This is a genomic window from Kitasatospora sp. NPDC058032 (assembly GCF_042885845.1).
GTDB lineage: Bacteria > Actinomycetota > Actinomycetes > Streptomycetales > Streptomycetaceae > Kitasatospora.
On sequence record NZ_JBHVRK010000015.1, the window covers coordinates 156622 to 178592 of the forward strand.

Below are 21971 nucleotides of genomic sequence, written 5' to 3' on the forward strand. Positions count from 1 at the left end.
CGGAAACGTAGCGCGCTCGGCTCAGACGGTGAACGCGACGGGGTGCACCTCGTCCGCCGGATGCCCGGCGCGCTCGTGGACCCGCTGCACGGCCTCCTTCGACGGCGCCTCGGAGAGGCAGTAGACGACGCCCGCCTCCGGGTCGGCCCACGCCTGCTCGAACTGCACGCCCTCGGTGCCCTGGATCTCCAGATCGGCCCGGTGCGCCATCCGCAACTGCTCCTCGGTGATGCCGGCCATCCCTCGGTGGACGTCCATGAACTTGGCCATCACGCTCGCACCTCCTGGGGGCCGGGCCCGCGCCCGGCCCGAAATCCACCCCTCCCACCAGCCTGCGCCCCCGCGCACCGGCGCGCATTCCCGCGGCGGTCGTGAAACAGCCCACAGCCGGAGCCTCTCCCTGAGCCCGCTCCGGCCGTGGCACAATGACCGCAGAAGTAGCAGTGACGTTCAGCGCACTCCGGGGTCGGTGAAAATCCGAACCGGCGGTTACAGTCCGCGACCCGTCCGCAGCCAGCGGCCGGTTGACCAGGTGAAATTCCTGGACCGACGGTTAAAGTCCGGATGGGAGGCGTGCGCGGCGGACGAGTGAGCGACACCTGTGGTCCCCCGGTGGACCGCGGGGACGGCGCACGGCGGCGGTCGAGGGTTTCCCTCCTCCGGTGTCCGGTGCGGCCCCGGCCCGACGACGGGTCCCGTGGCCGTCCGGCGACCCGTGCGGCAGCGCGCCCGTCCGCGTCATCTCCCATGCCGCACCCCGGAGTCCGCGCCCCAAGCGCGAGGAGAACCCGGGTGTTCACCGGCATCATCGAAGAGCTCGGCGAGGTCGTGTCGATCGAGGAGATCGGCGATTCCTCGCGGATCCGCCTGCGCGGCCCGGTGGTCTGTGAGGGCGCGCGCCACGGAGACTCCATCGCGGTCAACGGCGTCTGCCTGACCGTGGTCGACACCCCCGACGAACTGGCCGCCGGCACCGGCGAGTTCAGCGCCGACGTGATGGCCGAGACCCTCCACCGTTCCAGCCTGGGCGAGTTGAAGCCCGGCTCGACGGTCAACCTGGAGCGCGCCATGGCGCTCGGCGCCCGGCTCGGCGGCCACCTGGTGCAGGGTCATGTCGACGCCACCGGGCGGCTGCTGAGCCGTGAGCCGGGGGAGCGCGACGCCGCCGGGAACCTCCGCTGGGAGGTGCTGCGCTTCTCGCTGCCGGAGTCCATCGCCCGCTACCTGGTGGAGAAGGGCTCGATCACCGTCGACGGCGTCAGCCTCACCGTGGTCGAGGCCGCCCGCGACAGCTTCACCGTCAGCCTCATCCCGGCCACCCTGGCGCTGACCACGCTCGGCACCAGGGCCGTCGGCGAGAGCGTCAACCTGGAGGTCGACGTCCTCGCCAAGTACGTGGAGCGGCTGCTGGAGTCCCGCACGCTGCCCCCGACGAACACGACGAGCACGACGAACACGACGAACACGACGAGCACGACGGACGCGACGGACGCGACGAACCCGACGGGCCCGACGGTCACGGGGGAGGAGCGGTGAACTGGCTCAACTCGGACGCCTTCACGGTCCTCGGCCAGACCGTGAAGTGGTCGGACATGATCGGCAACCTGTTCGGCCTGGCCGGTCTCGCCCTCGGCTGGCGCCGCTCGGTCTGGAGCTGGCCGGTCCAGCTGCTCTCCGGAGCGGTCCTGATCGCCGCCTACCTGGCCGGCGACGTGCCGGGCCTGGTCGGCAAGCAGCTGATCGTCATCGTCACCGCCGCCTGGGGCTGGACGCGCTGGCGCAACGGCCGGCAGAGCGGCGGGGAGATCGCCGTCCGCTTCGCGACCTGGCCCGAACGGGCCGCCCTGGTCGCCGGCACGGCGGCCGGCACCGGCCTGCTGGCCTGGGCCTTCCTGACGATCCCCGCGCTCGGCTCGTGGAGCCCGTGGGCGGACGCCTACATCTTCGTCGGCACCCTGGCCGCCATGGTCGCCCAGGCCCGCGGCTGGGTGGAGTTCTGGTTCGCCTGGATCGCGGTCGACGCGGTCGGCGTGCCGCTCGCCTTCAACACCGGCTACACCTTCTCCGGCCTCACCTACTCCCTCTACTTCGTCCTGGTCCTGCTCGGGCTGCGCTCGTGGTGGTTGCGCACCCGCGCGCCGCGTCCCACGTCCCCCACCGTCCCGCAGGGAGCAACGGCATGACCGAGAACCAGTCCGACGAACTCGTCCTCGACCCGGTCGAGCGGGCCATCACCGACATCGCGCTCGGCCGCGCGGTGATCGTCGTCGACGACGAGGACCGCGAGAACGAGGGCGACATCGTCTTCGCGGCCTCCGCCGCCACCCCCGAACTGATGGCCTTCACCATCCGCTACAGCTCCGGCGTGATCTGCGCCCCGATGACCGGCGCCGAACTGGACCGGCTCAAGCTCCCCCCGATGACCCAGGTCAACGAGGACCGCAAGGGCACCGCCTACACCGTCTCGGTGGACGCCCGCGAGGGGGTCGACACCGGCATCTCGGCCGCCGACCGGGCCCGCACCGTGCGGCTGCTCTCCTCGCCCGGCACCGGGCCCGAGGACCTCGCCCGCCCCGGGCACGTCTTCCCGCTGCGCGCCGTCGAGGGCGGCGTGCTGGTCCGCCCCGGCCACACCGAGGCCGCCGTCGACCTGGCCCGGCTCGCCGGACTGGCACCGGCCGGCGCCATCGCCGAGGTGGTCAACGACGACGGCACCATGGCGCGGCTGCCCGAGCTGGTCGCCTTCGCCCGTGCGCACAACCTGGCGATCATCTCCATCGAGGACCTCATCGCCTACCGCCGCCGCACCGAACTGCACGTCGAGCGCGCCGCCGTCACCGCGCTGCCCACCGCCTACGGCGAGTTCACCGCCGTCGGCTACCGGGGCACCCTCGACGGCGTCGAGCACATCGCGCTGGTCGCCGGCGGCCTGGACGCGGACGGCCGGCTGCCCGACGGCGAGGACGTGCTGGTCCGGGTCCACTCCGAGTGCCTGACCGGGGACGTGCTCGCCTCGCTGCGCTGCGACTGCGGCCCCCAGCTGCAGTCCTCGCTGCGCCGGGTCGCCGAGACCGGCCGCGGCGTGGTGCTCTACCTGCGCGGCCACGAGGGCCGGGGCATCGGCCTGGCGCACAAGCTGCGCGCCTACGAACTCCAGGAGCAGGGCCGCGACACCGTCGACGCCAACCTCGACCTCGGCCTGCCCGCCGACGCCCGCGACTACAGCATCGGCGCCCAGATGCTCTGCGACCTCGGTGTGCGCTCGCTGACCCTGCTGACCAACAACCCGCAGAAGCTCACCGCGCTCACCGAGCACGGGCTCAAGGTCAAGGGCCGCGAGCCGGTCGAGATCCCGGCGGGCGAGCACAACGCGCGCTACCTGCGCACCAAGCGCGACCGGATGGGCCACGACCTGCCCGGCCTCGGCGGCTGAGCACCACCACCGCCTGCCACCGATCCCGAACCACCGATTCCGAAGCACCGATCCCGAACCACCGAAAGGCACCCGCACATGAGCGGCCACGGAGCCCCCGAGCTGACCATCGACAACGCCGCCGGCCTCAAGGTCGCCGTGATCGCCGCCCAGTGGCACGACCAGGTGATGAACGGCCTGCTCGACGGCGCCCACCGCGCCCTCAAGGAACTGGGCGTCGCCGAGCCGACCGTCCTGCGCGTCCCCGGCACCTTCGAGCTGCCGGTCGCCGCCAAGCGCCTCGCCGAGCGCGGCTACGACGCCGTGATCGCCCTCGGCGTGGTGATCCGCGGCGGCACCCCGCACTTCGACTACGTCTGCCAGGCCGCCACCGTCGGCCTCACCCAGGTCGCCGTGGACACCGGAGTCCCGGTCGGCTTCGGCGTACTGACCTGCGACAACGAGGAGCAGGCGATCGACCGCGCGGGCCTGCCGGGCTCCGCCGAGGACAAGGGGCACGAGGCGGTCACCGCGGCCGTCGCCACCGCCGCCGCCCTGCGCGCGCTCTGAGGCGGCCGGCCGGGCCGCGCTCCGGACCGTGGACGTCCACCGGACTGTCCACGGTCCGGAACCGTTTACCGTCCGTCCCTCCGCACGCCGTAAGGTGAGTCCCATCATGGCTTCGAAGACATTCGAGGAGCTCTTCACCGAGCTCCAGCAGAAGGCCGCCACCGGCGACCCCTCGTCCTCCCGTACCGCGCAGCTCGTCCAGCAGGGCGTCCATGCGATCGGCAAGAAGGTCGTCGAGGAGGCCGCCGAGGTCTGGATGGCCGCCGAGTTCCAGTCCGACGAGCAGACCGCCGAGGAGATCTCGCAGCTCCTCTACCACCTTCAGGTGATGATGGTCGCCCGCGGGCTGACGCTCGACGACGTCTACAAGTACCTCTAGGCCAGCACCTCCGGGCCCCGGTGCCTCAGGGCCCCGGCCCGGAACCCCCCTACACCCACACCGAACAGGTAAGGAACTCACCTCCATGCTGCGCATCGCCGTCCCCAACAAGGGTTCGCTCTCGGGTCCTGCGGCGGAGATGCTCCATGAGGCCGGCTACCGGCAGCGCAAGGACGCCAAGGAGCTGGTCCTGGTCGACCCGGGCAACCAGGTCGAGTTCTTCTTCCTGCGCCCGCGCGACATCGCGGTGTACGTCGGCTCCGGCCGCCTCGACGTCGGCATCACCGGCCGCGACCTGCTGCTGGACTCGCACTCCAACGCCGAGGAGGTGCTCGCGCTCGGCTTCGCCGGCTCGACCTTCCGCTTCGCCCGCCCGGTCGGCGTGGACGTCGAGGACGTCAAGGGCCTGGAGGGGCTGCGGATCGCCACCTCCTACACCGGCCTGGTCGAGCAGCACCTCGCCGACCACGGGGTGAAGGCCACCGTCACCAAGCTGGACGGCGCGGTGGAGACCGCGGTGCAGCTGGGCGTCGCCGACGTGATCGCCGACGTGGTGGAGACCGGCACCAGCCTGCGCAACGCCGGCCTGGAGGTCTTCGGCGAGCCGATCCTGATCTCCGACGCCGTGGTCATCCGACCCAAGGGCGCCGGCGAGGACCCGGCCGTCGACCAGTTCCTGCGCCGTCTGCAGGGCGTGCTGGTGGCCCGCCGCTACGTGCTGATGGACTACGACATCCGCGCCGAGCAGGTCGGCGCCGCCGTCGCGCTGACCCCCGGCCTGGAGTCGCCGACCGTCTCCCCGCTGCACACCGAGGGCTGGGTGGCGGTGCGCTCGATGGTGCTCCGCAAGGAGGCCCAGCAGATCATGGACGACCTGTGGGGCATCGGCGCCCGGGCCATCCTGGTGACCAACATCCACGCCTGCCGCCTCTGAACACCCACCGGCCCCCGGCCGCGGGGGTAAGCACCGGTTGAATAGGGTGGGGCCGCCGACAGGCGTCCCCACCCTTTCCGCTGCCCGACCCACGAACCACCCCGGAGCCCCTCGTGTCCACCCCCGCCGAGTTCCCCGTCACCTGGGCCCCGCGCCGCACCCGTGCCGTGCTGCTGCCGGTCTGCGCGCTGCTGGTGGTGCTGTTCGCCGCGATGGCGGTCGCCCTGCCGGCGAACTGGCAGCTCAACGACCGGATCATGATGGCGGTCAGCGGCGTGCTGTTCGCCGCCGTCGGCCTGATGCTGGCCCGGCCGCGGGTCAGCGCCGACGCCGAGGGCGTCACCGTGGTCAACTTCGTCCGCAGCCGCCGGCTGGCCTGGGCCGAGATCGTCGGCGTGAACTTCCGCCAGGGCGACCCGTGGGCCACCCTCGACCTCGCCGACGGCACCTCGCTGGCCGCCGTCGGCATCCAGTCCGGCGTGGGCAAGGCGCAGGCCATCGCGGACGCCCGCGCCCTGCGCGACCTGGTCGTCCACCACGGCGCCTGAACCACGACGGTCGGCCGCCGGGCGGGTCCGAACGCGGATCCGACGTCCGCACGGGTATGGTCTACGCTGGTAAAAGCGGGGCAAAGGCATTGCCCTGCCCGAAATCGACCTGAGGAGTGACACTCCCCGTCCATGGACGATCCGTCCGGTAGTACCTGCGCCGCCCTCCTTCCGGCCGACGGAAGGCAGGCGGCACTGTGATCACCGCCTGGCTGCTGCTCTTCGCAGCCCTCCTGCTCATCCTCGCCAACGGCCTCTTCGTGGCCGCCGAGTTCGCCTTCGTGACCGTGGAGCGCGGCGCCGTCGAGCGCGCCGCCGAGACCGGGGACGCCAAGTCCGGCCGGGTCTCCAAGGCCCTGCGCCACCTCTCCTTCGAACTGTCCGGCGCCCAACTCGGCATCACCGTGACCTCGCTGGTGGTCGGCATGCTCGCCGAGCCGGCGCTGTCGACCCTGCTGAAGCCGGTGTTCACCGGTATCGGCCTGCCCGCCGGCGCCGCCCGCGGCGCGGCCGTGGTCATCGGCATGCTGCTCGCCACCGTCGTCCAGATGGTGATCGGCGAGCTGGTCCCGAAGAACTGGGCGATCTCCCACCCGCTCCAGGTGGCCCGCGCGGTCGCCGCCCCGCACATGGCGTTCTCCCGGGCCTGCCGCCCGCTGATCAGCGTGCTCAACGGCTCCGCCGACCGCACCGTGCGCGCCTTCGGCATCGAGCCGCAGGAGGAGCTGGGCCACGCCCGCACCCCCGCCGAACTGGTCTCGCTCGCCCGGCACTCCGCCAAGGCGGGCGCCATAGACGAGGAGTCGGCCACCCTGTTCGTGCGGACCCTCGGCCTCGGCGAGCTCACCGCGCAGTCCGTGATGACCCCGCGCGTCGACGTCTCCGCGCTCCAGCGCGACGCCAGCGCCGCCGACGTCCTCAACCTGACCCGGGCCACCGGCCTGTCCCGCTTCCCGGTCTACACCGACAGCCTCGACGAGGTCACCGGCACCGTCACGCTCAAGGACGCGCTGGCCGTCCCGGCCGAGCGGCGCGCCACCGTGCGGGTCGCCGACCTCGCCGTCCCGCCGCTGCTGGTGCCCGAGACGCTCCCCGCCGAGCGGCTGCTCGACCAGCTGCGCCGCCTGCAGCCGATGGCCATCGTGGTCGACGAGTACGGCGGCACCGCCGGCGTCGTCACCGTCGAGGACATCGTCGAGGAGATCGTCGGCGCGGTGCAGGACGAGCACGACCCGGCCGACACCCCCGAGCTGCTGTCGCTGCCGCCGGTCGAGGGGCAGCCCGTCTGGGCGGCCGACGGCCGCGCCCGGCTCGACCAGCTGGAGGCCATCGGCCTGCACGCCCCGGAGGGGCCGTACGAGACGCTGGCCGGCCTGGTCGCCGACCTGCTCGGCAAGCTGCCGGTCCCCGGTGAGCAGGCCGAGCTGCCCGGCTGGCGGTTCACCGTCGAGGCCGTGGACCGGCACCGCACCAGCCGGGTCCGGGTGGAACGCACCGCCCACCACCACTTCCTGGGCGACGACGAGGACGGAACCCGATGACCGCGCTCCAACTGGCCGTCGCCGTCCTGCTGCTGCTCGGCAACGCCTTCTTCGTCGGCGCCGAGTTCGCCGTCGTCTCGGTCCGGCGCAGCCAGATCGAACCCCTCGCCGAGGCCGGCAACAAGCGTGCCCGCACCGTGCTGCACGCCCTGTCCAACGTCTCCGCGATGCTCGCCGCCGCCCAGCTCGGCATCACCGTCTGCTCGCTGGGCCTGGGTGCGCTCGCCGAGCCGACCATCGCCCACCTGCTGGAGGGGCCGTTCGACGCGATCGGCATCCCGGCCGGCCTGCAGCACCCGCTGGCGTACGGCATCGCGCTGGCCGTCGTGGTCTACCTGCACATGGTGATGGGCGAGATGGTGCCGAAGAACATGGCACTGGCCGGCCCCGAGAAGGCCGCGCTCTGGCTCGGCCCGCCGCTGGACCGCCTGGCCCGCTGGCTGGCCCCGGTGATCTCCTTCCTCAACACCTTCGCCAACGGCGTGCTCAAGCTGTTCAAGGTGGAGGCCAAGGACGAGGTCGAGTCGGTGTTCACCACCGAGCAGCTGATCTACCTGCTCGCCGACTCCGGGGACGCCGGGCTGCTGGAGAAGGACCGCCAGGAGCGCCTGGAGGACGCCCTGGAGCTGGGCCGCCGCCCGCTCACCGACGTCCTGCTCACCCCCGAGCAGCTGGTCACCGTCGACACCAAGGTGACCGCCGCGCAGATCGAGGAACTGGCGCTGCGCACCGGCTTCTCGCGCTTCCCGGTCACCGACGGTGACCCGGCGGGCCACGGTTACCTCGGGTACCTGCACCTCAAGGACATCCTGGACGTCGAGGACCCGACCACGCCCGTCCCGGCCCGCCTGTGGCGGCCGATCACCGTGCTGCGCGGCACCATGCCGCTGGACGACGCGCTGGGCGCCATGCGCCGGGCCGCCTGCCACCTCGCGGCCGTCCTCGACCAGGACGGGCGGACGCTCGGCGTGGTGATGCTGGAGGACGTCCTGGAGGAGCTGGTCGGCGAGGTGCACGACCCGGACCACCGCTCCGCCGCGTAGGGCCGGACGCCGGGCTGCCGTCGACGCTTCGCTCTCGGCGATTCCGCTCTGAGCGTGCGCCTGTTCCCATGCCGGCCACCCTGACTGCAGGGTGGTCGGCATGAGACTTCTCCTGCTGGGTGGTACGGAGTTCGTGGGGCGGGCCGTCGCCGAGGCGGCGCTGGAACGGGGATGGGAGGTCACGGTCTTCCACCGGGGGACGCACGCCGCGCCGCCCGGGGCGCGGGTCCTGCACGGGGACCGCACGGTCGAGGGCGGGCTCGCCGCGCTGGCCGAGGGGGAGTGGGACGCGGTGGTGGACACCTGGTCGGCCGCCCCGTCGGCGGTGCGCGACAGCGCCCGTCTGCTGGCCGGCCGGGCCGGCCGCTACGCGTACGTGTCCAGCCGCTCGGTGTACGGGTACCCGACCCCTGTCGGGACCGACGAGAGCGCCCCGCCGGTGGCGGGCTCGCCGGACGACGGCGAGGTGCCCTACGCCGAGTCCAAGCGCGGCGGCGAGCTGGCGGCACTGGACGCCTTCGGCGACCGGGCGCTGCTGGTCCGCGCCGGGCTGATCGTCGGCCGCTACGAGAACATCGGCCGGCTGCCCTGGTGGCTGAACCGGATCGCCCGGGGCGGCCCGGTGCTCGCGCCCGGCCCGCGCGACCTCGCCCTCCAGTTCATCGACGTCCGCGACCTCGCCGACTGGACCCTGGACGCCCTCGCGGCCGGCCTCGGCGGCCCGTACGACCTGGTCGCCCCGCCCGGCCACAGCAGCATGGGCGAGCTGCTGGAGGCCTGTGCGGCGGTCACCGGCTCGGACGCCGAGCTGCGCTGGACGGCCCCGGAGGCGATCGCCGCCGCCGGCATCGAGCCGTGGACCCAGCTGCCGTTCTGGGTGCCGCCGGGCGAGTTCCACGACAGCATGCACGGCGCGGCCGCCACCAAGGCGCTGGCCGCCGGGCTGCGCTGCCGGCCGACGGCCGAGACGGTCGCCGACACCTGGGCCTGGCTGCGGTCGATCGGCGGCGTCGCGCCGCGGCGCCCGGACCGGCCGGCGGTGGGGCTGGACCCGCGGACCGAGGCGGCGGCCCTGGCCGGCTGAGTCGGCGGACGCCCGGGGCCGGGCCGTGCGCGCGGTCTCAGCCCCGGCCGTCGATCAGCTCGCCGTAGGCCTGCACCAGGTCCGGCAGCCGCAGCGTCGCGAGGTCCTCCCGGCCGGGCGGCTCGCGCAGCAGGGTCAGCCGCAGGTCCCGGTAGGCGCAGGACTTCTCGTACAGGGTGCGGATGAACCGGCCGTTGCCGAGCTCGTCGATCCAGCCCTCGCGGACCACATGGGTGCAGATCGAGGCCAGTTCCTCGGCGGCGTCCTCGTCCCAGCCGTCGCCGTCCTGCCCGGCGAGCGCCGCGCCGATCGCGGTCAGCTCGCCGGGGCGGTAGCTGGGGAAGTCGACCCGGGTGGTGAAGCGGGAGTTGAGGCCGGGGTTGGCCGCCAGCAGCCGGTTCATGCCCTCGGGGTAGCCGGCCAGGATCACCACCAGCCGGTCCCGGTTGTCCTCGGCGCGCTTGAGCAGCACCTGGAGCGCCTCGTCGCCGTAGGCGTCGCCCTTGCTGTAGCCGGAGTTGGAGAGGCTGTAGGCCTCGTCGATGAAGAGCACGCCGTCCAGCGCGGAGTCGATCAGCTCGTTCGCCTTGACGGCGGTCTGGCCGAGGAATTCGCCCACCAGGTCCGCCCGTTGGGCCTCCACCAGATGGTCGCCGGAGAGCAGGCCGAGGGCGTGGAAGACCCGGCCGAGGATCCGGGCGACGGTGGTCTTGCCGGTGCCGGAGGGGCCGGAGAAGACGAAGTGGCGTTTGGGCGGCTGGACCGGCAGGCCCTGTTCGGCGCGCAGCCGGGCCATCCGCAGCTGCGCGGACAGCGCCCGGACCTGCCGCTTGACCGGCTCCAGGCCGACCATCCGGGAGAGTTCGGCCAGCGCGGCGTCCAACTCGGCCTGGTCGCCGTCGCGTTCGAGGGCCGGATAGGCGTTGGCGACCCGGGGGAGCGCAGCCTCGCCGCGCGCCGGCGCCGCGGTGGAGCCGGCGGCGGGCTGCGGCGCGGTGGAGCCGGTGCGCCCGCCGGTGGCCAGCGGGGGAGGTGCGCCGGTGCCGCCGGACCGGTTGTCGGTGCCCGCGCCGCCCGGTCCGGCGCCGGTCGGGACGACCGGGAAGCCGTCGTCGTCCGGCGCGGCGCCGTCCGGGTCCGGCTCGCCCGCGCCGTCGGCCGCGTCCGCCGCGCCGGCCCCGTCCAGAAGCGGATCGTCGAGGTCCGGCCCGCCGAGGACCGGCCCGCCGAAGGGGTCCGGGACGCCGGGGGAGGCCGGCGCGCCGTCCGTCCCGAGCGGGTCGATGCCGAACGCCTCGAAGTCCGGCTGGTCCAGCAGCGCGGCGTCCAGCGCGTCCTCCTCCGGCCCGCCCGTGCGGCCGGCCTCCCGGCCACCGCCCACGACGGTGTCCAGCAGGGTGTCGGCGACGGCGTCCTCGGCCGAGATCGCCGCGAGCCGGGCCGCGGTGTCCATGAACGCCGGATCGGCCCGGTGCACCGCCCGGTAGAGCGGTAACGCGGCGGCGCTGCGCCCGGCGCCCTCGTAGGCGCGGCCCAGCCAGTACCGCAGCTCCTTGCGCTGCGGCTGCTCGGAGCGGCAGCGGGCGAGCGAGGCGGCGAGCGGGGTCTGGGCCTGGGCGCACATGTCCAGCCGGACCCTCGCCATGCCGGCGAACAGCCCGGCCTCGATGCCGAGCAGCGGGTCGTCGAGCAGCCGGTCGGTGTCCCGGATCAACTGCTCCCAGTCCTTGAGCAGATAGGAGCGGCAGGCGTTGAGGAAACGCGCCGAAGGGTCCTCGGCGGGGGTCGGGCACTGCTGCAACGCCTGCTCCAGCTCGGCGAGATGACGACCGTCCAGCCAGTGCGAGGCGTGCGCGAGGGCGAGGTCGCGGGGGCTCTCCAGCACCGGCTGCACCCACCAGCCCAGCCAGTACCAGGAGCTGAGCGGCCGGGCGTGCCGACGGCGCTGCTCGCCGAACCGTGTGCGGTGGCGGTACATCGCGAGCAGCGCGCCGGAGGTGTCGCTGCGCAGCGCGTGCAGGCCGAGCCAGGCGTCGGCCATGCCGGGGTCGAGCCGCACGGCCGCGCGGAACTCCTCCTCGGCGCGGCTGTACGCCCCGGCCGTGTAGGCGTCCATGGCACGCAGCCAGGCGCGGTCGGCGAGCCGGTTCGGTGCCGGGCCGCCCGCGTTGCTGCTCTGGGAACTGTCCGTCGTCACTCAACGCCCCCCGCGGTGTGGCTCGGGGCCCGGCTGGTGCGGTGGCGTTGCGGACCCCGCCGGTGGTCGTCTGCCCCCGGGGCGCACATGCGCCTGCCAGGAATCGTACCGGCGCGGAGCTGATCCGGAAGGGTGCCGCACGATGTCAAAAGCGATCCGGCGGACGGCCGTTGACGGATGGCCGAATCCGGCGCGGGGAGGTCGGACGGTATCCCCGGCTCACGGGGGAACAAGCCGGGAATACCGGGTCCGAGGTTGCGGAATGCGTCATTCCGGCAACAGGTGTGAACCTATTTCCTGGCGACGCCGCAGGTCAAGGGGATTGTTGAAGGTTCACCGACGGTGCTCGGCGCGATCCGGCCGGTCACCCCGTCGACCACCGTTGCGGCGTACGGACGGCTCGGGTCCGCGGCGAAATGCGCCGATTCGGCGACGGCCCAGCCGGCCCAGAACTCCGCCAGCCGGGGACCGTCGCGCTGCTCGCCGCGCCGCCGGGCCGCCGCCGCGTCCAGCTCCATCCACACCAGCCGGCTCAGCCACGGGCGCACGGCGCGCCGCCCGGCGCCCACCCCCTCGACCAGTACCACCGGCGCGAGCGGCACCGCGGCCGTCCCCGCGAACCGGCGCAGCGTCCAGTCGTACACCGCGTACCGCGCGTCCCGGCCGGCGGCCAGCGGCTCCAGCACCTGGGCGCGCAGCCGCCCGCACCACTCGAACGGCTCGGCGTGCGTCGCGAGGTCGTCCAGGTGCACCACCGGGGCGCCGCCCAGCGCGGCCGACAGCCGGCCGGCGAAGGTCGTCTTGCCCGAGCCCGCGTGCCCGTCCACCGCGACCAGCCGCACCGGGCCGCAGGACGGCGGCAGCGCCCGCAGCTCGGCCGCGAGCGCGTCGAGTTCGGCGCGCGGGTCGAGCGCGTCGGGCGCGTCGGCGGTGCGTGTCCCCACTACCGGGGCGGCGGAAGTCTCGGAAGAAGCCACATCGGCAACCCTACGGGGACCGGTGTGCCGATGCGGACAGTGATCCGGTGCAGGTCGTGACGGCGGGGCCGCGATCGGGCATACTCGCATCGCCGAGCATGTGAACGGCCGTTCACCGCGACCCGGTGCCGGCCGCGCCGAGCTGCCACACCCCGCGCGGGCCCGACCACATCCGGGCGGCCCGGCGCACGACCGAGGAGGCGAACCAGCCACCATGACCACCTCCCCCGCGAAGGCCGTCGACCGCCAGCTGCCCAGCGAGGAGGCCCGCGAGCTCCTCCACCTGACGCGGGACCTCGTCCAGCGCGAGCTGCAGCCGCGCGCCGCGGAGGACGAGGCCGCCGGCCGGTTCCCGCGCGAGGTCTTCCGCACGCTCGGCGAGGCCGGCCTGCTCTCGCTGCCCTACGACGAGCGGTACGGCGGCGGCGAGCAGCCCTACGAGGTCTACCTCCAGGTCCTGGAGGAGCTGGCGGCCGGCTGGCTGGCCGTCGGCCTCGGCGTCAGCGTGCACACCCTCTCCTGCCACGCCCTGGCCACCTTCGGCACCGACGAGCAGCGCGAGCGCTGGCTGCCCGGCATGCTCTCCGGCGAGCAGCTCGGCGCCTACTGCCTCTCCGAGCCGCAGTCCGGCTCCGACGCCGCCGCCCTGCGCACCCGCGCCGACCTGGACGGCGACGAGTACGTGGTGAACGGCACCAAGGCCTGGATCACCCACGGCGGCCAGGCCGACTTCTACAGCGCGCTGGTGCGCACCGGCGAGGAGGGGGCGCGCGGGATCAGCTGCCTGCTGGTGCCCGGCACCCAGCCCGGCCTCTCGGCGGCCCCGCCGGAGCACAAGATGGGCATGAAGTCCTCGCCGACCGCCCAGCTGCACTTCGACGGCGCCCGGGTCCCCCGCGAGCGGCTGGTGGGCGCCGAGGGCCAGGGCTTCCAGATCGCGCTCGCCGCGCTGGACTCCGGCCGGCTCGGCATCGCCGCCTGCGCGATCGGGGTCGCCCAGGCCGCGCTCGACGTCGCCGTCGACTACGCGCGCACCCGCCGCCAGTTCGGCCGTCCGATCGCCGACTTCCAGGGCCTGTCGTTCATGCTCGCCGACATGGCCACCCAGGTCGAGGCCGGCCGCGCGCTCTACCTGTCCGCGGCCCGCCGCCGGGACGCCGGTCTGGCGTTCTCCAAGGAGGCGGCGATGGCCAAGCTGTTCTGCACCGACACCGTGATGCGGGTGACCACCGACGCCGTCCAGGTGCTCGGCGGCTACGGCTACACCCAGGACTTCCCGGCCGAGCGCTTCATGCGCGAGGCCAAGGTGCTGCAGATCGTCGAGGGCACCAACCAGATCCAGCGCCTGGTGATCGGCCGCCACCTCACCAAGTAGTCCCGGCCCCCCTGACCGGCCGCCCCCGGCGCCCGCCCCGCGCGGACGCCGGGCGGGGCGGCCCGGAACGGCCCCCGGGCGTCACTCCAGGGTGCGGAGTGACGCCCGGGGGCCGTTCTGACGTACCGTCGGCGACCGTGCGGCGGGCGGGGGTTCAGCGCCGCGAGAACCGGCCGCGCTGCTCCGGGATGGCCGGCGCGACGGCCGAGCGGACCGGGCGGTGCACCGTCGCGTGGGAGAACGGCTGGGTGCGCCAGTCGAGTTCGCCCGGCGGCGTGAGCAGCGCGTCCGGGCCCGCGGACCCGGCCTCCTCCTCGCTGTCCACCTCGAAGAGGTCGTCCGTCGGCGCGCCCGAACCGGGGCAGAGGGTGGGCGAGAAGGGGTGCCAGGGCCGCGGCAGGACGGCGTGCTGCGGCAGCCGCTCCTCGTCGCCCACGAGGGCGATCGGGCGCCGGCACGACGGGCAGTGCACCCGGACGATCTCCCAGCCGTCGACCTCGCCCGGATCCACCTCCGGCGCGGTCTCGTTGGGGACCGCGAGGTCCGCGCGGTCGGTCGTATCGTGGGCGTCGTCCGCGCCCGTCGGGCGCTGGTCGGTAACGCGCATGGTGATCCCCCTCGGATCGGGCCCGGCGTGGTCGCCCGGGGCCACAACCAGCACTTCCCGCCGAAACGGACTCATAACCCTGCGGTCCGTCGCACTGTGATGCACCGGGTGTGTCCTTCGCCACATTCGTCCGGCATGTGCCCCGCGGTACCCCGGGGCGCGCAGGGTGACATCGCGCGCCCCCCTCCTTGCCGCCGCACGCGCCCTCCGAGGCCGGAGGCCGTGCGCCCCCCGTGCCGCGATCCGCGCGCCCCCGAGGGGGTAGGTTTGCGCCTTGTGGAGGATCTCGACCAACGCATCGTCCAGCTGCTCCTCCAGGACGGCCGGATGAGCTACACGGACCTGGGCAAGGCCACCGGCCTGTCCACCTCGGCGGTGCACCAGCGGGTGCGCCGGCTCGAACAGCGCGGGGTGATCCGCGGTTACACCGCGATCGTCGACCCGGACGCCGTCGACCTGGCGCTCACCGCCTTCATCTCGGTCAAACCCTTCGACCCCAGCGCCCCGGACGACACGCCCGAGCGGCTGGCCGATCTGCCCGAGATCGAGGCCTGCCACAGCGTCGCCGGTGACGAGAACTACATCCTCAAGGTCCGCGTCGGCGCCCCCGGCGACCTGGAGGACCTGCTGGCCCGCATCCGCAGCGCCGCCGGCGTCTCCACCCGCACCACCGTCGTCCTGTCCACCCCCTACGAGGCCCGACCCCCGAAGCTCTGACCGGTCCGCGCGGGGGTGCAGACTAGGCCGCATGACCGAACGCACCCTCCGGACCGTCCTGCTGCGCGGCGGCGCCGTCTACAGCCCCGCCGACCCCTTCGCCACCGCCATGCTCGTCGAGGGCGAGCACGTCGCCTGGGTCGGCAGCGACGGCGCCGCCGAGGCGTACGCGCAGACCGCCGACGAGATCGTCGAACTGGACGGAGCCCTGGTCACCCCCGCCTTCGTGGACGCCCATGTGCACACCACCTCCGCGGGCCTCGCGCTCACCGGCCTCGACCTCACCGGCGTCCCCTCGCTGGCCGCCGCCCTGGCCGCGATCAGCGCCTTCGTCGCCGCCGAGCAGCAGCCCGGCGGCGTGCTGATCGGCCACGGCTGGGACGAGACCGGCTGGCCGGAGGGCCGCCCGCCCACCCTCGCCGAGCTGGACGACGCCGCCGCGGGCGCCGCCGTCTACCTCTCCCGCACCGACGTGCACTCCGGCCTCGCCACCAGCGCCCTGCGCGCGCTGACCGAGGGCCTCGCCGAGCGGCCCGGCCACGACGCCGACGGCCCGCTCACCCGCGACGCCCACCACGCCGTGCGGCAGACCGCGCTCGGCCGTCTCACCCCCGAGCAGCGCCGCCGCGCCCAGCGCGCCGCCCTGGCCCGCGCCGCCGAGCTCGGGATCGGCGCCCTGCACGAGTGCGCCGGCCCCGAGGTCTCCTCCGAGCAGGACCTCGCCGCCCTGCTGGAGCTGGCCGCCGAGGGCGAGGGCCCCGAGGTGTTCGGCTACTGGGGCGAGCTGAGCGAGCGCGGCGGCGTCGAGACCGCCCGCCGGCTCGGCGCGGTCGGCGCCGGCGGCGACCTCTTCGTCGACGGCGCGCTCGGCTCGCACACCGCCTGCCTGCACCGCGACTACAGCGACGCCGCGCACACCGGCGCCGCCTACCTCACCGCCGCCCAGGTCGCCGACCACGTCGCCGCCTGCACCGAGGCCGGCCTCCAGGCCGGGTTCCACGCGATCGGCGACGCCGCGATCGCCGCCGTCGTCGAGGGCGTCCGGGCCGCCGGCGACCGGGTCGGCGCCGACCGCATCCGGGCGCTGCGCCACCGCGTCGAGCACGCCGAGGCGCTGGACGACAAGACCGTCGCCGCCTTCGCCGAACTCGGCCTGACCGCCTCCGTGCAGCCCGCCTTCGACGCCGCCTGGGGCGGCCCGGACGGCATGTACGTCCAGCGCCTGGGCGCCGAGCGGGCCGCCGCGCTCAACCCCTTCGCCGCGCTGCTGCGCTCCGGCGTCCCGCTGGCCTTCGGCTCGGACGCCCCGGTCACCGCGCTCGACCCCTGGGGCACCGTCCGGGCCGCCGCCTTCCACCGCACCCCCGAGCACCGGATCTCGGTGCGGGCCGCGTTCACCGCCCACACCCGCGGCGGCTGGCGCGCGATCGGCCGCGACCAGGACGGCGTGCTCGTCCCCGGCGCGGTCGCCAGCTTCGCCGTCTGGGCCGCGGGCGATCTGGTCGTCCAGGCCCCGGACGACCGGGTGGCCGGCTGGTCCACCGACCCGCGCTCCGGCACCCCGGGCCTGCCCGACCTCACCCCCGGCGAGCCGCTGCCCACCTGCCTGCGCACCGTGGTCCGCGGCCGCACAGTCCACCTGGCCGCCGCCGAGTAGCACCGGGCGCCACGGAGGCGGGCAGGAGGTCCCCGGACCACCCGCCCGCCTCCGCTACGACCCTCAGCTCACGGCCGGGTGTCGTTCCGGGGTACCTTCTTCGGACAGCGTCCGAACAGCCGTCCCCGTACCCCCCGCGGGGCGGCGGCGAGAGAGATGGTGCGACGGTGGCCATGCCCGTCACCCAGGAGCGGTCCGGGACCGCACCCGAGACCCCCGACGAGGCATCAGGCCCGGGCCGCGGCGCCCGCGCCCTCGCCAGACTGCGGGCCGGCCTTCCCCGCACCGGGCTGGCCGCGCTCGCCGGGCTGCTGCTCGCGCTGGCCTTCCCGCCCTTCGACCTGTGGCCGTTCTCGGTCCTCGGTGTCACCGCGCTCTCGCTGCTCACCCGGGGCCGCACCGCCCGGCAGGCCGCCTGGACCGGCTTCGCCTTCGGCCTGCCGTTCTTCCTGATGCTGCTCAGCTGGCTGCGGGTGATCGGCTGGGACGCCACCGTCGGCCTCTCGGTCGTCGAGGCGCTCTTCCTGGCCGTCCTCGGCGCCGGCCTCGCGGTCACCTCCCGGCTGCCCGCCTGGCCGCTCTGGGGCGCCTGCCTGTGGATCACCCAGGAGTGGGCCCGCGACCGGTTGCCGCTCGGCGGCTTCCCCTGGGGCCGGCTCGCGTTCGCCAACACCGCCACCCCGTACACCCCGCTGGCCGCGCTCGGCGGCGCCCCGCTGGTGACCTTCGCGGTCGCCCTCTCCGGCACCCTGCTGGCCTGGGCCGCCGTGCGGGCGGCCGGCCGCGGCACCGCGCGCCGCCCCGTGCAGGCCGCGGCGGCCGGGCTCGGCGCCGTCGCCGCGCTGCTCGCCGGCTACCTGGTGCCGGTGCCCACCGCGCCCGCCGACACCGTCAAGGTGGCCATCGTCCAGGGCAACGTGCCCAACCCCGGCATGGACTTCCTCGGCCGCCCGATGATGGTGCTCAACAACCACGCCGCCGCCACCGAGAAGCTCGCCGCCGACATCAAGGCCGGCCGGGCCGAGAAGCCGGACATCGTGATCTGGCCGGAGAACTCCTCCGACCTCGACCCGTTCAGCGACCCGCTGGCCTACGCGCGGATCGACGAGGCGGTGCGGGCGATCGGGGTGCCCACCCTGGTCGGCACCCTGGTGGACGGCCCCGACGAGCAGCACGTGCAGAACGAGGGCATCGTCTGGGACCCGACGACCGGCCCCGGCGCCTCCTACACCAAGCAGCACCCGGTGCCGTTCGGCGAGTACGTGCCCTTCCGCGACCAGCTGTCCAAGGTCATCACCCGGCTCCAGCGGGTCGCCCGGGACTTCTACCCCGGCGACCACAACGGCGTCATGCAGCTCGGCCCGGCCCGGATCGGCGACGTCATCTGCTTCGAGGTCGCCTACGACGAGATCGTCCGCGACACCGTCGACCAGGGCGCCCGGGTGCTCGTCGTGCAGACCAACAACGCCACCTACGCCAAGACCGGCCAGCCGGAGCAGCAGCTCGCGATGAGCCGGCTGCGCGCCGTCGAGCACGGCCGCGCGGTGCTGATCGCCGCGACCAGTGGCATCAGCGCGGTGATCGCTCCGGACGGCACCGTCGTCCAGCGCACCGAGGAGCTGACCGCGGCCGAGCTGTCCGCGACCGTCCCGCTGCGCGACGGCACCACCGTCGCCGACCGGGTCGGCGCCGTCCCCGAGTGGACCCTCGCCGTGGCCGGCCTGCTCGCCTGCGCCGGCGGCGTCCTGCTCGCCCGCAGGCGGCGGAGCGACGCGGCCGGCACCCCGGATGGAACACCGGCCGCCGGCTGACCGTTGGACCAGGTGGTGCCGTAGCCGGCCCGGACCTCCCGTGCGGCGCGCAGAGCACCGCCTGGAGTGGATTCGTACCGTGACCCAGCAAGCTTCCCCCGCCCGTCCGGCGCCGCGCTCGAAGCTGCGGCGGGTGCTGCCGCTGCTGCTGACCGCCTGGCTGGTGCTGGAGATCTGGCTGCTGGTCCAGGTCGGCTCGTGGCTGGGCGGCCTGACCGTGGTGCTGCTGCTGATCGCCGGCGCGGTGATCGGCGGCTCGCTGATCAAGCGGGCCGGCGCGCGGGCGCTGTCGGCGGCCTTCGAGCAGACCCGCGACCCGAAGTCCAAGCAGCCGCAGACCGGGACCAGCCTGACCGTGCTGGCCGGCCTGCTGCTGATCCTGCCCGGCTTCCTCTCGGACGCCCTGGCACTGACCCTGCTGTTCCCGCCGACCCGCGTGCTGTGGCGGGCGGCCGGGCGCCGGGTGGCCGACAAGGCGCTGCGCTCCACCGCGGGCGTCGGCGCCGACCCGCTCGCGGACGCGATGCGGCTGCAGGAGCAGCTGCGCATCCACCGCCCGGACGGCAAGGTGATCCAGGGCGAGGTGGTCGAGCCGGGCGATGGCCCGCAGGCCGGCCCGCAGGGTCCGGACACCACCTACCGCCCGCCGATCAACGGCTGACCGCGGGCCGGGCCGCCCGAACCGGGTGGCCCGGCCCGGCAACGCGAAAGGGACCCTGGTGACCAGGGTCCCTTTTCGCGTGCTCCCGCCGGCGGGCGGGAGCGGGGTCAGGCGCTCTTGCGGGTGTCCCGCGGGTGCACCGCGAGGTTCATCCCACCGGACCGGAGAACGGCCAGCCGCTCGGCCAGCACCTCCTCCAGCTCCTCGCGCGTCCGACGCTCCATCAGCATGTCCCAATGGGTGCGCGTCGGCTTCACCTTCTTCTCCTCCGGCTCGTCGCCGTCGAGAAGTGCTGCCTCCTGGCCACAGAAACGGCATTCCCAGGTCGCGGGGATCTCCGCCTCGACCGAGAAGGGAACCTCGAATCGGTGTCCGTTCTGACATGCGTACTCGACGGTCTGGCGGGGAGCCAGGTCGATACCGCGGTCGGTCTCGTAGCTAGTGGCCCCGAGTCGCGTGCCGCGGAGAGCTCGCTCGCTCATGAATCGTGCCTCCCGGGCTTATGGCCCACAGGACTAGTGGTCGCTGTTCTTCGTCGTTCGGTTAACGCTCGGCTTCCGACGAAGATTCCCGTCCCGGGACATGCGTCGTCTGTCGTGCCGCCCCTGTTTGTACCCACCGGCGCCCGATTTGTCACATCTGGCCGGTGATATCACCCCAGGTGTCACCTATTTCACATCTGGTGATCGATCGGCCGTTCCTGGACGAGCGTACCGGGACGGGGGGTGGCGGTGTGCGCCGCCCCTCCCCGTCCGGGTGCCGGCCGGGCGATCAGGCGAGCGGGCGGAAGCGTAGCGCGCCCGGGCCCTTGGCGAGGTCCACCCCGGCGTGCGGCCCGGCGGCGGGCTCGGCCAGGGCGGGCGCCTCGGTGCGGGTGTCGCGGTGCGGCAGCAGGGCGATCACCGCGTCCCGCAGCGCGGCCGGGGCGTCCTCGTCCAGCGGATCGACAGTGGCCGGGACCTGGAGGCGGACCGGGGCGCCGGTGCCGATCCGGGCGTAGCCGCGCCCGGCGGGGGCCTGGGCGGCGGGCACGATGTCCAGCGGCACGCCGAGCGCCGCGTGGCCCTCCTCGGGGCCGGCCGGGCCGAGCACCACCCGGGCCCGGGTGGTGGCCCGCACGCTGGGGGAGATCCGGTCCCGGGCCTCGACGTCGTCGGCGACCACCACGGTCACCCGGGCGGCCCGGCCGTGCCGCAGCGGCAGCTCCAGCAGGTCCTGCGGGTCCGGGCGGCCCTCGGCGTGGGCCAGCTCGCTCAGCTCGGTGGGGTGGTCGAGCAGCAGCCACAGCGGCCGGGAGACGTCCTCCGGCGGGGCGGTGCCGGCGTGCCGGGCGGCGTTCAGCACGGTGAGCCGGCGCTCGGTCTCGCCGGCCGCCCACTGCAGCGCGGCCAGCGCGCCGTGCAGGCTGGTCTCCACCGTGTGCACCCCGGGCCGGTTGACCAAGCAGGCGTGCTCGCCGGTCCCGGCGCCGTCGATCACCACCAGGTCGGCGAACGGCAGGGCCTGCAGTGCCACCGAGCGGATCAGGCTGGAGGTGCCGTAGCCGCTGACGCCGAGCGCCAGCAGGTGCGGCTCGGCCGAGCGCGGGCCGGTGCGCCAGACCACCGGCGGCTGCTGGGCGAGCGCCCCGCCCTGGTGCACCGGGATGGTGCGGGCGCTGCCGTTCTCGTCGGTGAAGCCGAGCACGATCTCGCCCGGGGCCGCCACGAACCGCTGGGCGGCGATGTCCGTCGGCAGCGGCGCCAGGGCGGCGATCCGCAGCTTGTTGGACTCCTCGTCCCAGTCGAAGCGGTACTCCCGGGCCCGGCCGGCCTTGCCCTGGACGACCTGCTCGATCCGGGCCCGGGCGGCCGGCTCGGTGTCGGTGAAGTAGGGCGGGTAGGCGATCTCCAGCCGGGCCAGCCGGCCCTCGGTGTCGAACTCCCACCCGGAGAAGACGTCCCGGTAGCCGCCCTCGTGGTGGTAGAGCGGGCCGAACCCCTCCGGCCCGGCCAGGTACGGGGTGAGCGCGGCGTACAGCGCGGTGAGCTTCACGTCGGCGACGTCCGGCTCGGGCGCGGCGGGCGGGGCCTTGGGCGCGCGGCCCGTCCAGGCGGCGCTGGCCATCAGGGCGATCAGCGCGAACAGCAGGCCGTGCGGCAGCAGGTAGATCCCGGTCAGCATCGCGGCGGTCAGGAAGAGCGTCGGGCCGCGCCGGTCCTTGGGGGTGGTCCGCCAGCGCTCCTTGGCCCAGGCGGTGTGGTGGCGCAGCCCGCGGCCGATCACGGTGAGCGGCGCGAACATGTCGGAGGCGTGGTCGCCGGCCGTGCGGACGAGGTCGCGGCCCTTGCTGAGGTGGTGGCGGTTGAGCGGCATTCCTGGCTCCCCGGGCGAGTGGGACGGTCGGTGGGAAGGGCTTGCGGCAACGGCCGGGCCCGGGCGGTGGGATCCGCGCCCGGGCCCGGGGGTGTCTCGGAGA

21 protein-coding genes and 1 riboswitch are annotated in these 21971 nt (G+C 74.4%); of the genes, 15 read left to right on the plus strand and 6 right to left on the minus strand.

Annotated elements, in window-relative coordinates:
• Nucleotides 1-21: 21 nt before the first annotated feature.
• Entirely contained in the window at nucleotides 22-270 is a 249-nt protein-coding gene (locus ACFVUH_RS23945) for an SCO4226 family nickel-binding protein (RefSeq protein WP_355365611.1), read from the minus strand.
• Nucleotides 271-452: 182 nt separating this feature from the next.
• A riboswitch (FMN riboswitch) is annotated at nucleotides 453-580 on the plus strand.
• Between the two features lie 212 nt (nucleotides 581-792).
• Here ACFVUH_RS23945 and ACFVUH_RS23950 point away from each other — a divergent pair.
• The 10 genes from ACFVUH_RS23950 to ACFVUH_RS23995 all read left to right on the plus strand — a co-directional run bounded on the left by ACFVUH_RS23950 (nucleotide 793) and on the right by ACFVUH_RS23995 (nucleotide 9511).
• Nucleotides 793-1536: a riboflavin synthase gene (locus ACFVUH_RS23950; protein ID WP_387915276.1), complete on the plus strand. Its 744-nt coding sequence runs from the start codon at nucleotides 793-795 to the stop codon at nucleotides 1534-1536.
• On the plus strand, nucleotides 1533-2183 hold the full coding sequence (locus ACFVUH_RS23955) for a nicotinamide riboside transporter PnuC (RefSeq protein WP_387915277.1): 651 nt from the start codon (nucleotides 1533-1535) through the stop codon (nucleotides 2181-2183). Before ACFVUH_RS23950 ends, ACFVUH_RS23955 begins: the two co-directional genes overlap by 4 nt.
• Nucleotides 2180-3433, plus strand: a complete 1254-nt coding sequence (locus ACFVUH_RS23960; RefSeq protein ID WP_355365602.1) for a bifunctional 3,4-dihydroxy-2-butanone-4-phosphate synthase/GTP cyclohydrolase II — start codon at nucleotides 2180-2182, stop codon at nucleotides 3431-3433. Before ACFVUH_RS23955 ends, ACFVUH_RS23960 begins: the two co-directional genes overlap by 4 nt.
• 78 nt (nucleotides 3434-3511) lie before the next feature.
• On the plus strand, nucleotides 3512-3982 hold the full coding sequence (gene ribH, locus ACFVUH_RS23965; RefSeq protein ID WP_355365599.1) for a 6,7-dimethyl-8-ribityllumazine synthase: 471 nt from the start codon (nucleotides 3512-3514) through the stop codon (nucleotides 3980-3982).
• 106 nt (nucleotides 3983-4088) lie between these two features.
• Entirely contained in the window at nucleotides 4089-4361 is a 273-nt protein-coding gene (locus ACFVUH_RS23970; RefSeq protein WP_030306151.1) for a phosphoribosyl-ATP diphosphatase, read from the plus strand.
• Nucleotides 4362-4446: 85 nt separating this feature from the next.
• Nucleotides 4447-5295 (plus strand): ATP phosphoribosyltransferase, encoded by an 849-nt coding sequence (gene hisG, locus ACFVUH_RS23975; RefSeq protein ID WP_355365595.1) that lies wholly within the window; start codon nucleotides 4447-4449, stop codon nucleotides 5293-5295.
• Nucleotides 5296-5408: 113 nt separating this feature from the next.
• Complete coding sequence (locus tag ACFVUH_RS23980; RefSeq protein WP_387915278.1) at nucleotides 5409-5843, plus strand: PH domain-containing protein; 435 nt, start codon at nucleotides 5409-5411, stop codon at nucleotides 5841-5843.
• A 197-nt stretch (nucleotides 5844-6040) separates the two neighbouring features.
• Entirely contained in the window at nucleotides 6041-7384 is a 1344-nt protein-coding gene (locus ACFVUH_RS23985; RefSeq protein WP_387915279.1) for a hemolysin family protein, read from the plus strand.
• Nucleotides 7381-8427 carry a hemolysin family protein gene (locus tag ACFVUH_RS23990; protein ID WP_355365586.1) on the plus strand — a complete coding sequence of 349 codons (1047 nt, stop codon included), beginning with the start codon at nucleotides 7381-7383 and terminating at the stop codon, nucleotides 8425-8427. The genes ACFVUH_RS23985 and ACFVUH_RS23990 overlap by 4 nt, the downstream gene beginning before the upstream one ends.
• Nucleotides 8428-8527: 100 nt before the next feature.
• Nucleotides 8528-9511, plus strand: a complete 984-nt coding sequence (locus ACFVUH_RS23995) for an NAD-dependent epimerase/dehydratase family protein (RefSeq protein WP_387915280.1) — start codon at nucleotides 8528-8530, stop codon at nucleotides 9509-9511.
• Between the two features lie 37 nt (nucleotides 9512-9548).
• Here the strand turns inward: ACFVUH_RS23995 and ACFVUH_RS24000 are convergent, their stop codons facing one another.
• A complete protein-coding gene (locus ACFVUH_RS24000) occupies nucleotides 9549-11627 on the minus strand; it encodes an AAA family ATPase (RefSeq protein ID WP_387915313.1) in 2079 nt (692 codons plus the stop codon).
• A gap of 371 nt (nucleotides 11628-11998) precedes the next feature.
• Entirely contained in the window at nucleotides 11999-12652 is a 654-nt protein-coding gene (locus ACFVUH_RS24005; protein ID WP_387915314.1) for a uridine kinase, read from the minus strand.
• 247 nt (nucleotides 12653-12899) lie between these two features.
• Here ACFVUH_RS24005 and ACFVUH_RS24010 point away from each other — a divergent pair, with 247 nt between their 5' ends.
• Nucleotides 12900-14060, plus strand: a complete 1161-nt coding sequence (locus ACFVUH_RS24010; RefSeq protein ID WP_387915281.1) for an acyl-CoA dehydrogenase family protein — start codon at nucleotides 12900-12902, stop codon at nucleotides 14058-14060.
• Between the two features lie 154 nt (nucleotides 14061-14214).
• Here ACFVUH_RS24010 and ACFVUH_RS24015 read toward each other — a convergent pair whose 3' ends face one another.
• Nucleotides 14215-14667 carry a hypothetical protein gene (locus ACFVUH_RS24015; RefSeq protein WP_387915282.1) on the minus strand — a complete coding sequence of 151 codons (453 nt, stop codon included), beginning with the start codon at nucleotides 14665-14667 and terminating at the stop codon, nucleotides 14215-14217.
• A 276-nt stretch (nucleotides 14668-14943) separates the two neighbouring features.
• Between ACFVUH_RS24015 and ACFVUH_RS24020 the strand changes: the two genes are divergently transcribed.
• The 4 genes from ACFVUH_RS24020 to fxsA all read left to right on the plus strand — a co-directional run bounded on the left by ACFVUH_RS24020 (nucleotide 14944) and on the right by fxsA (nucleotide 19513).
• On the plus strand, nucleotides 14944-15384 hold the full coding sequence (locus tag ACFVUH_RS24020; RefSeq protein ID WP_350541033.1) for an Lrp/AsnC family transcriptional regulator: 441 nt from the start codon (nucleotides 14944-14946) through the stop codon (nucleotides 15382-15384).
• A gap of 31 nt (nucleotides 15385-15415) precedes the next feature.
• Nucleotides 15416-17041, plus strand: coding sequence for an amidohydrolase (locus tag ACFVUH_RS24025; RefSeq protein ID WP_387915283.1), 1626 nt, complete (start codon nucleotides 15416-15418; stop codon nucleotides 17039-17041).
• Nucleotides 17042-17214: 173 nt separating this feature from the next.
• Entirely contained in the window at nucleotides 17215-18852 is a 1638-nt protein-coding gene (lnt, locus tag ACFVUH_RS24030) for an apolipoprotein N-acyltransferase (RefSeq protein WP_387915284.1), read from the plus strand.
• 79 nt (nucleotides 18853-18931) lie between these two features.
• Nucleotides 18932-19513 carry an FxsA family membrane protein gene (gene fxsA / locus ACFVUH_RS24035; RefSeq protein WP_387915285.1) on the plus strand — a complete coding sequence of 194 codons (582 nt, stop codon included), beginning with the start codon at nucleotides 18932-18934 and terminating at the stop codon, nucleotides 19511-19513.
• Nucleotides 19514-19620: 107 nt separating this feature from the next.
• On the opposite strand, the gene ACFVUH_RS24040 is transcribed toward fxsA, so the two are convergent.
• Entirely contained in the window at nucleotides 19621-19995 is a 375-nt protein-coding gene (locus tag ACFVUH_RS24040; protein WP_355365562.1) for an RNA polymerase-binding protein RbpA, read from the minus strand.
• A 289-nt stretch (nucleotides 19996-20284) separates the two neighbouring features.
• On the minus strand, nucleotides 20285-21868 hold the full coding sequence (locus tag ACFVUH_RS24045; RefSeq protein WP_387915286.1) for a hypothetical protein: 1584 nt from the start codon (nucleotides 21866-21868) through the stop codon (nucleotides 20285-20287).
• Nucleotides 21869-21971 lie beyond the last annotated feature (103 nt).

Excerpts from the sequence above, each read along its gene's own strand:
- ACFVUH_RS23945 (WP_355365611.1), bottom strand. The coding sequence starts at position 270 with ATGGCCAAGTTCATGGACGTCCACCGAGGGATGGCCGGCATCACCGAG.
- ACFVUH_RS23960 (WP_355365602.1), top strand. The coding sequence starts at position 2,180 with ATGACCGAGAACCAGTCCGACGAACTCGTCCTCGACCCGGTCGAGCGG.
- ribH (WP_355365599.1), top strand. The coding sequence starts at position 3,512 with ATGAGCGGCCACGGAGCCCCCGAGCTGACCATCGACAACGCCGCCGGC.
- ACFVUH_RS23970 (WP_030306151.1), top strand. The coding sequence starts at position 4,089 with ATGGCTTCGAAGACATTCGAGGAGCTCTTCACCGAGCTCCAGCAGAAG.
- hisG (WP_355365595.1), top strand. The coding sequence starts at position 4,447 with ATGCTGCGCATCGCCGTCCCCAACAAGGGTTCGCTCTCGGGTCCTGCG.
- ACFVUH_RS23990 (WP_355365586.1), top strand. The coding sequence starts at position 7,381 with ATGACCGCGCTCCAACTGGCCGTCGCCGTCCTGCTGCTGCTCGGCAAC.
- ACFVUH_RS23995 (WP_387915280.1), top strand. The coding sequence starts at position 8,528 with ATGAGACTTCTCCTGCTGGGTGGTACGGAGTTCGTGGGGCGGGCCGTC.
- ACFVUH_RS24000 (WP_387915313.1), bottom strand. The coding sequence starts at position 11,627 with ATGGACGCCTACACGGCCGGGGCGTACAGCCGCGCCGAGGAGGAGTTC.
- ACFVUH_RS24010 (WP_387915281.1), top strand. The coding sequence starts at position 12,900 with ATGACCACCTCCCCCGCGAAGGCCGTCGACCGCCAGCTGCCCAGCGAG.
- ACFVUH_RS24015 (WP_387915282.1), bottom strand. The coding sequence starts at position 14,667 with ATGCGCGTTACCGACCAGCGCCCGACGGGCGCGGACGACGCCCACGAT.
- ACFVUH_RS24025 (WP_387915283.1), top strand. The coding sequence starts at position 15,416 with ATGACCGAACGCACCCTCCGGACCGTCCTGCTGCGCGGCGGCGCCGTC.
- lnt (WP_387915284.1), top strand. The coding sequence starts at position 17,215 with ATGCCCGTCACCCAGGAGCGGTCCGGGACCGCACCCGAGACCCCCGAC.
- ACFVUH_RS24040 (WP_355365562.1), bottom strand. The coding sequence starts at position 19,995 with ATGAGCGAGCGAGCTCTCCGCGGCACGCGACTCGGGGCCACTAGCTAC.
- ACFVUH_RS24045 (WP_387915286.1), bottom strand. The coding sequence starts at position 21,868 with ATGCCGCTCAACCGCCACCACCTCAGCAAGGGCCGCGACCTCGTCCGC.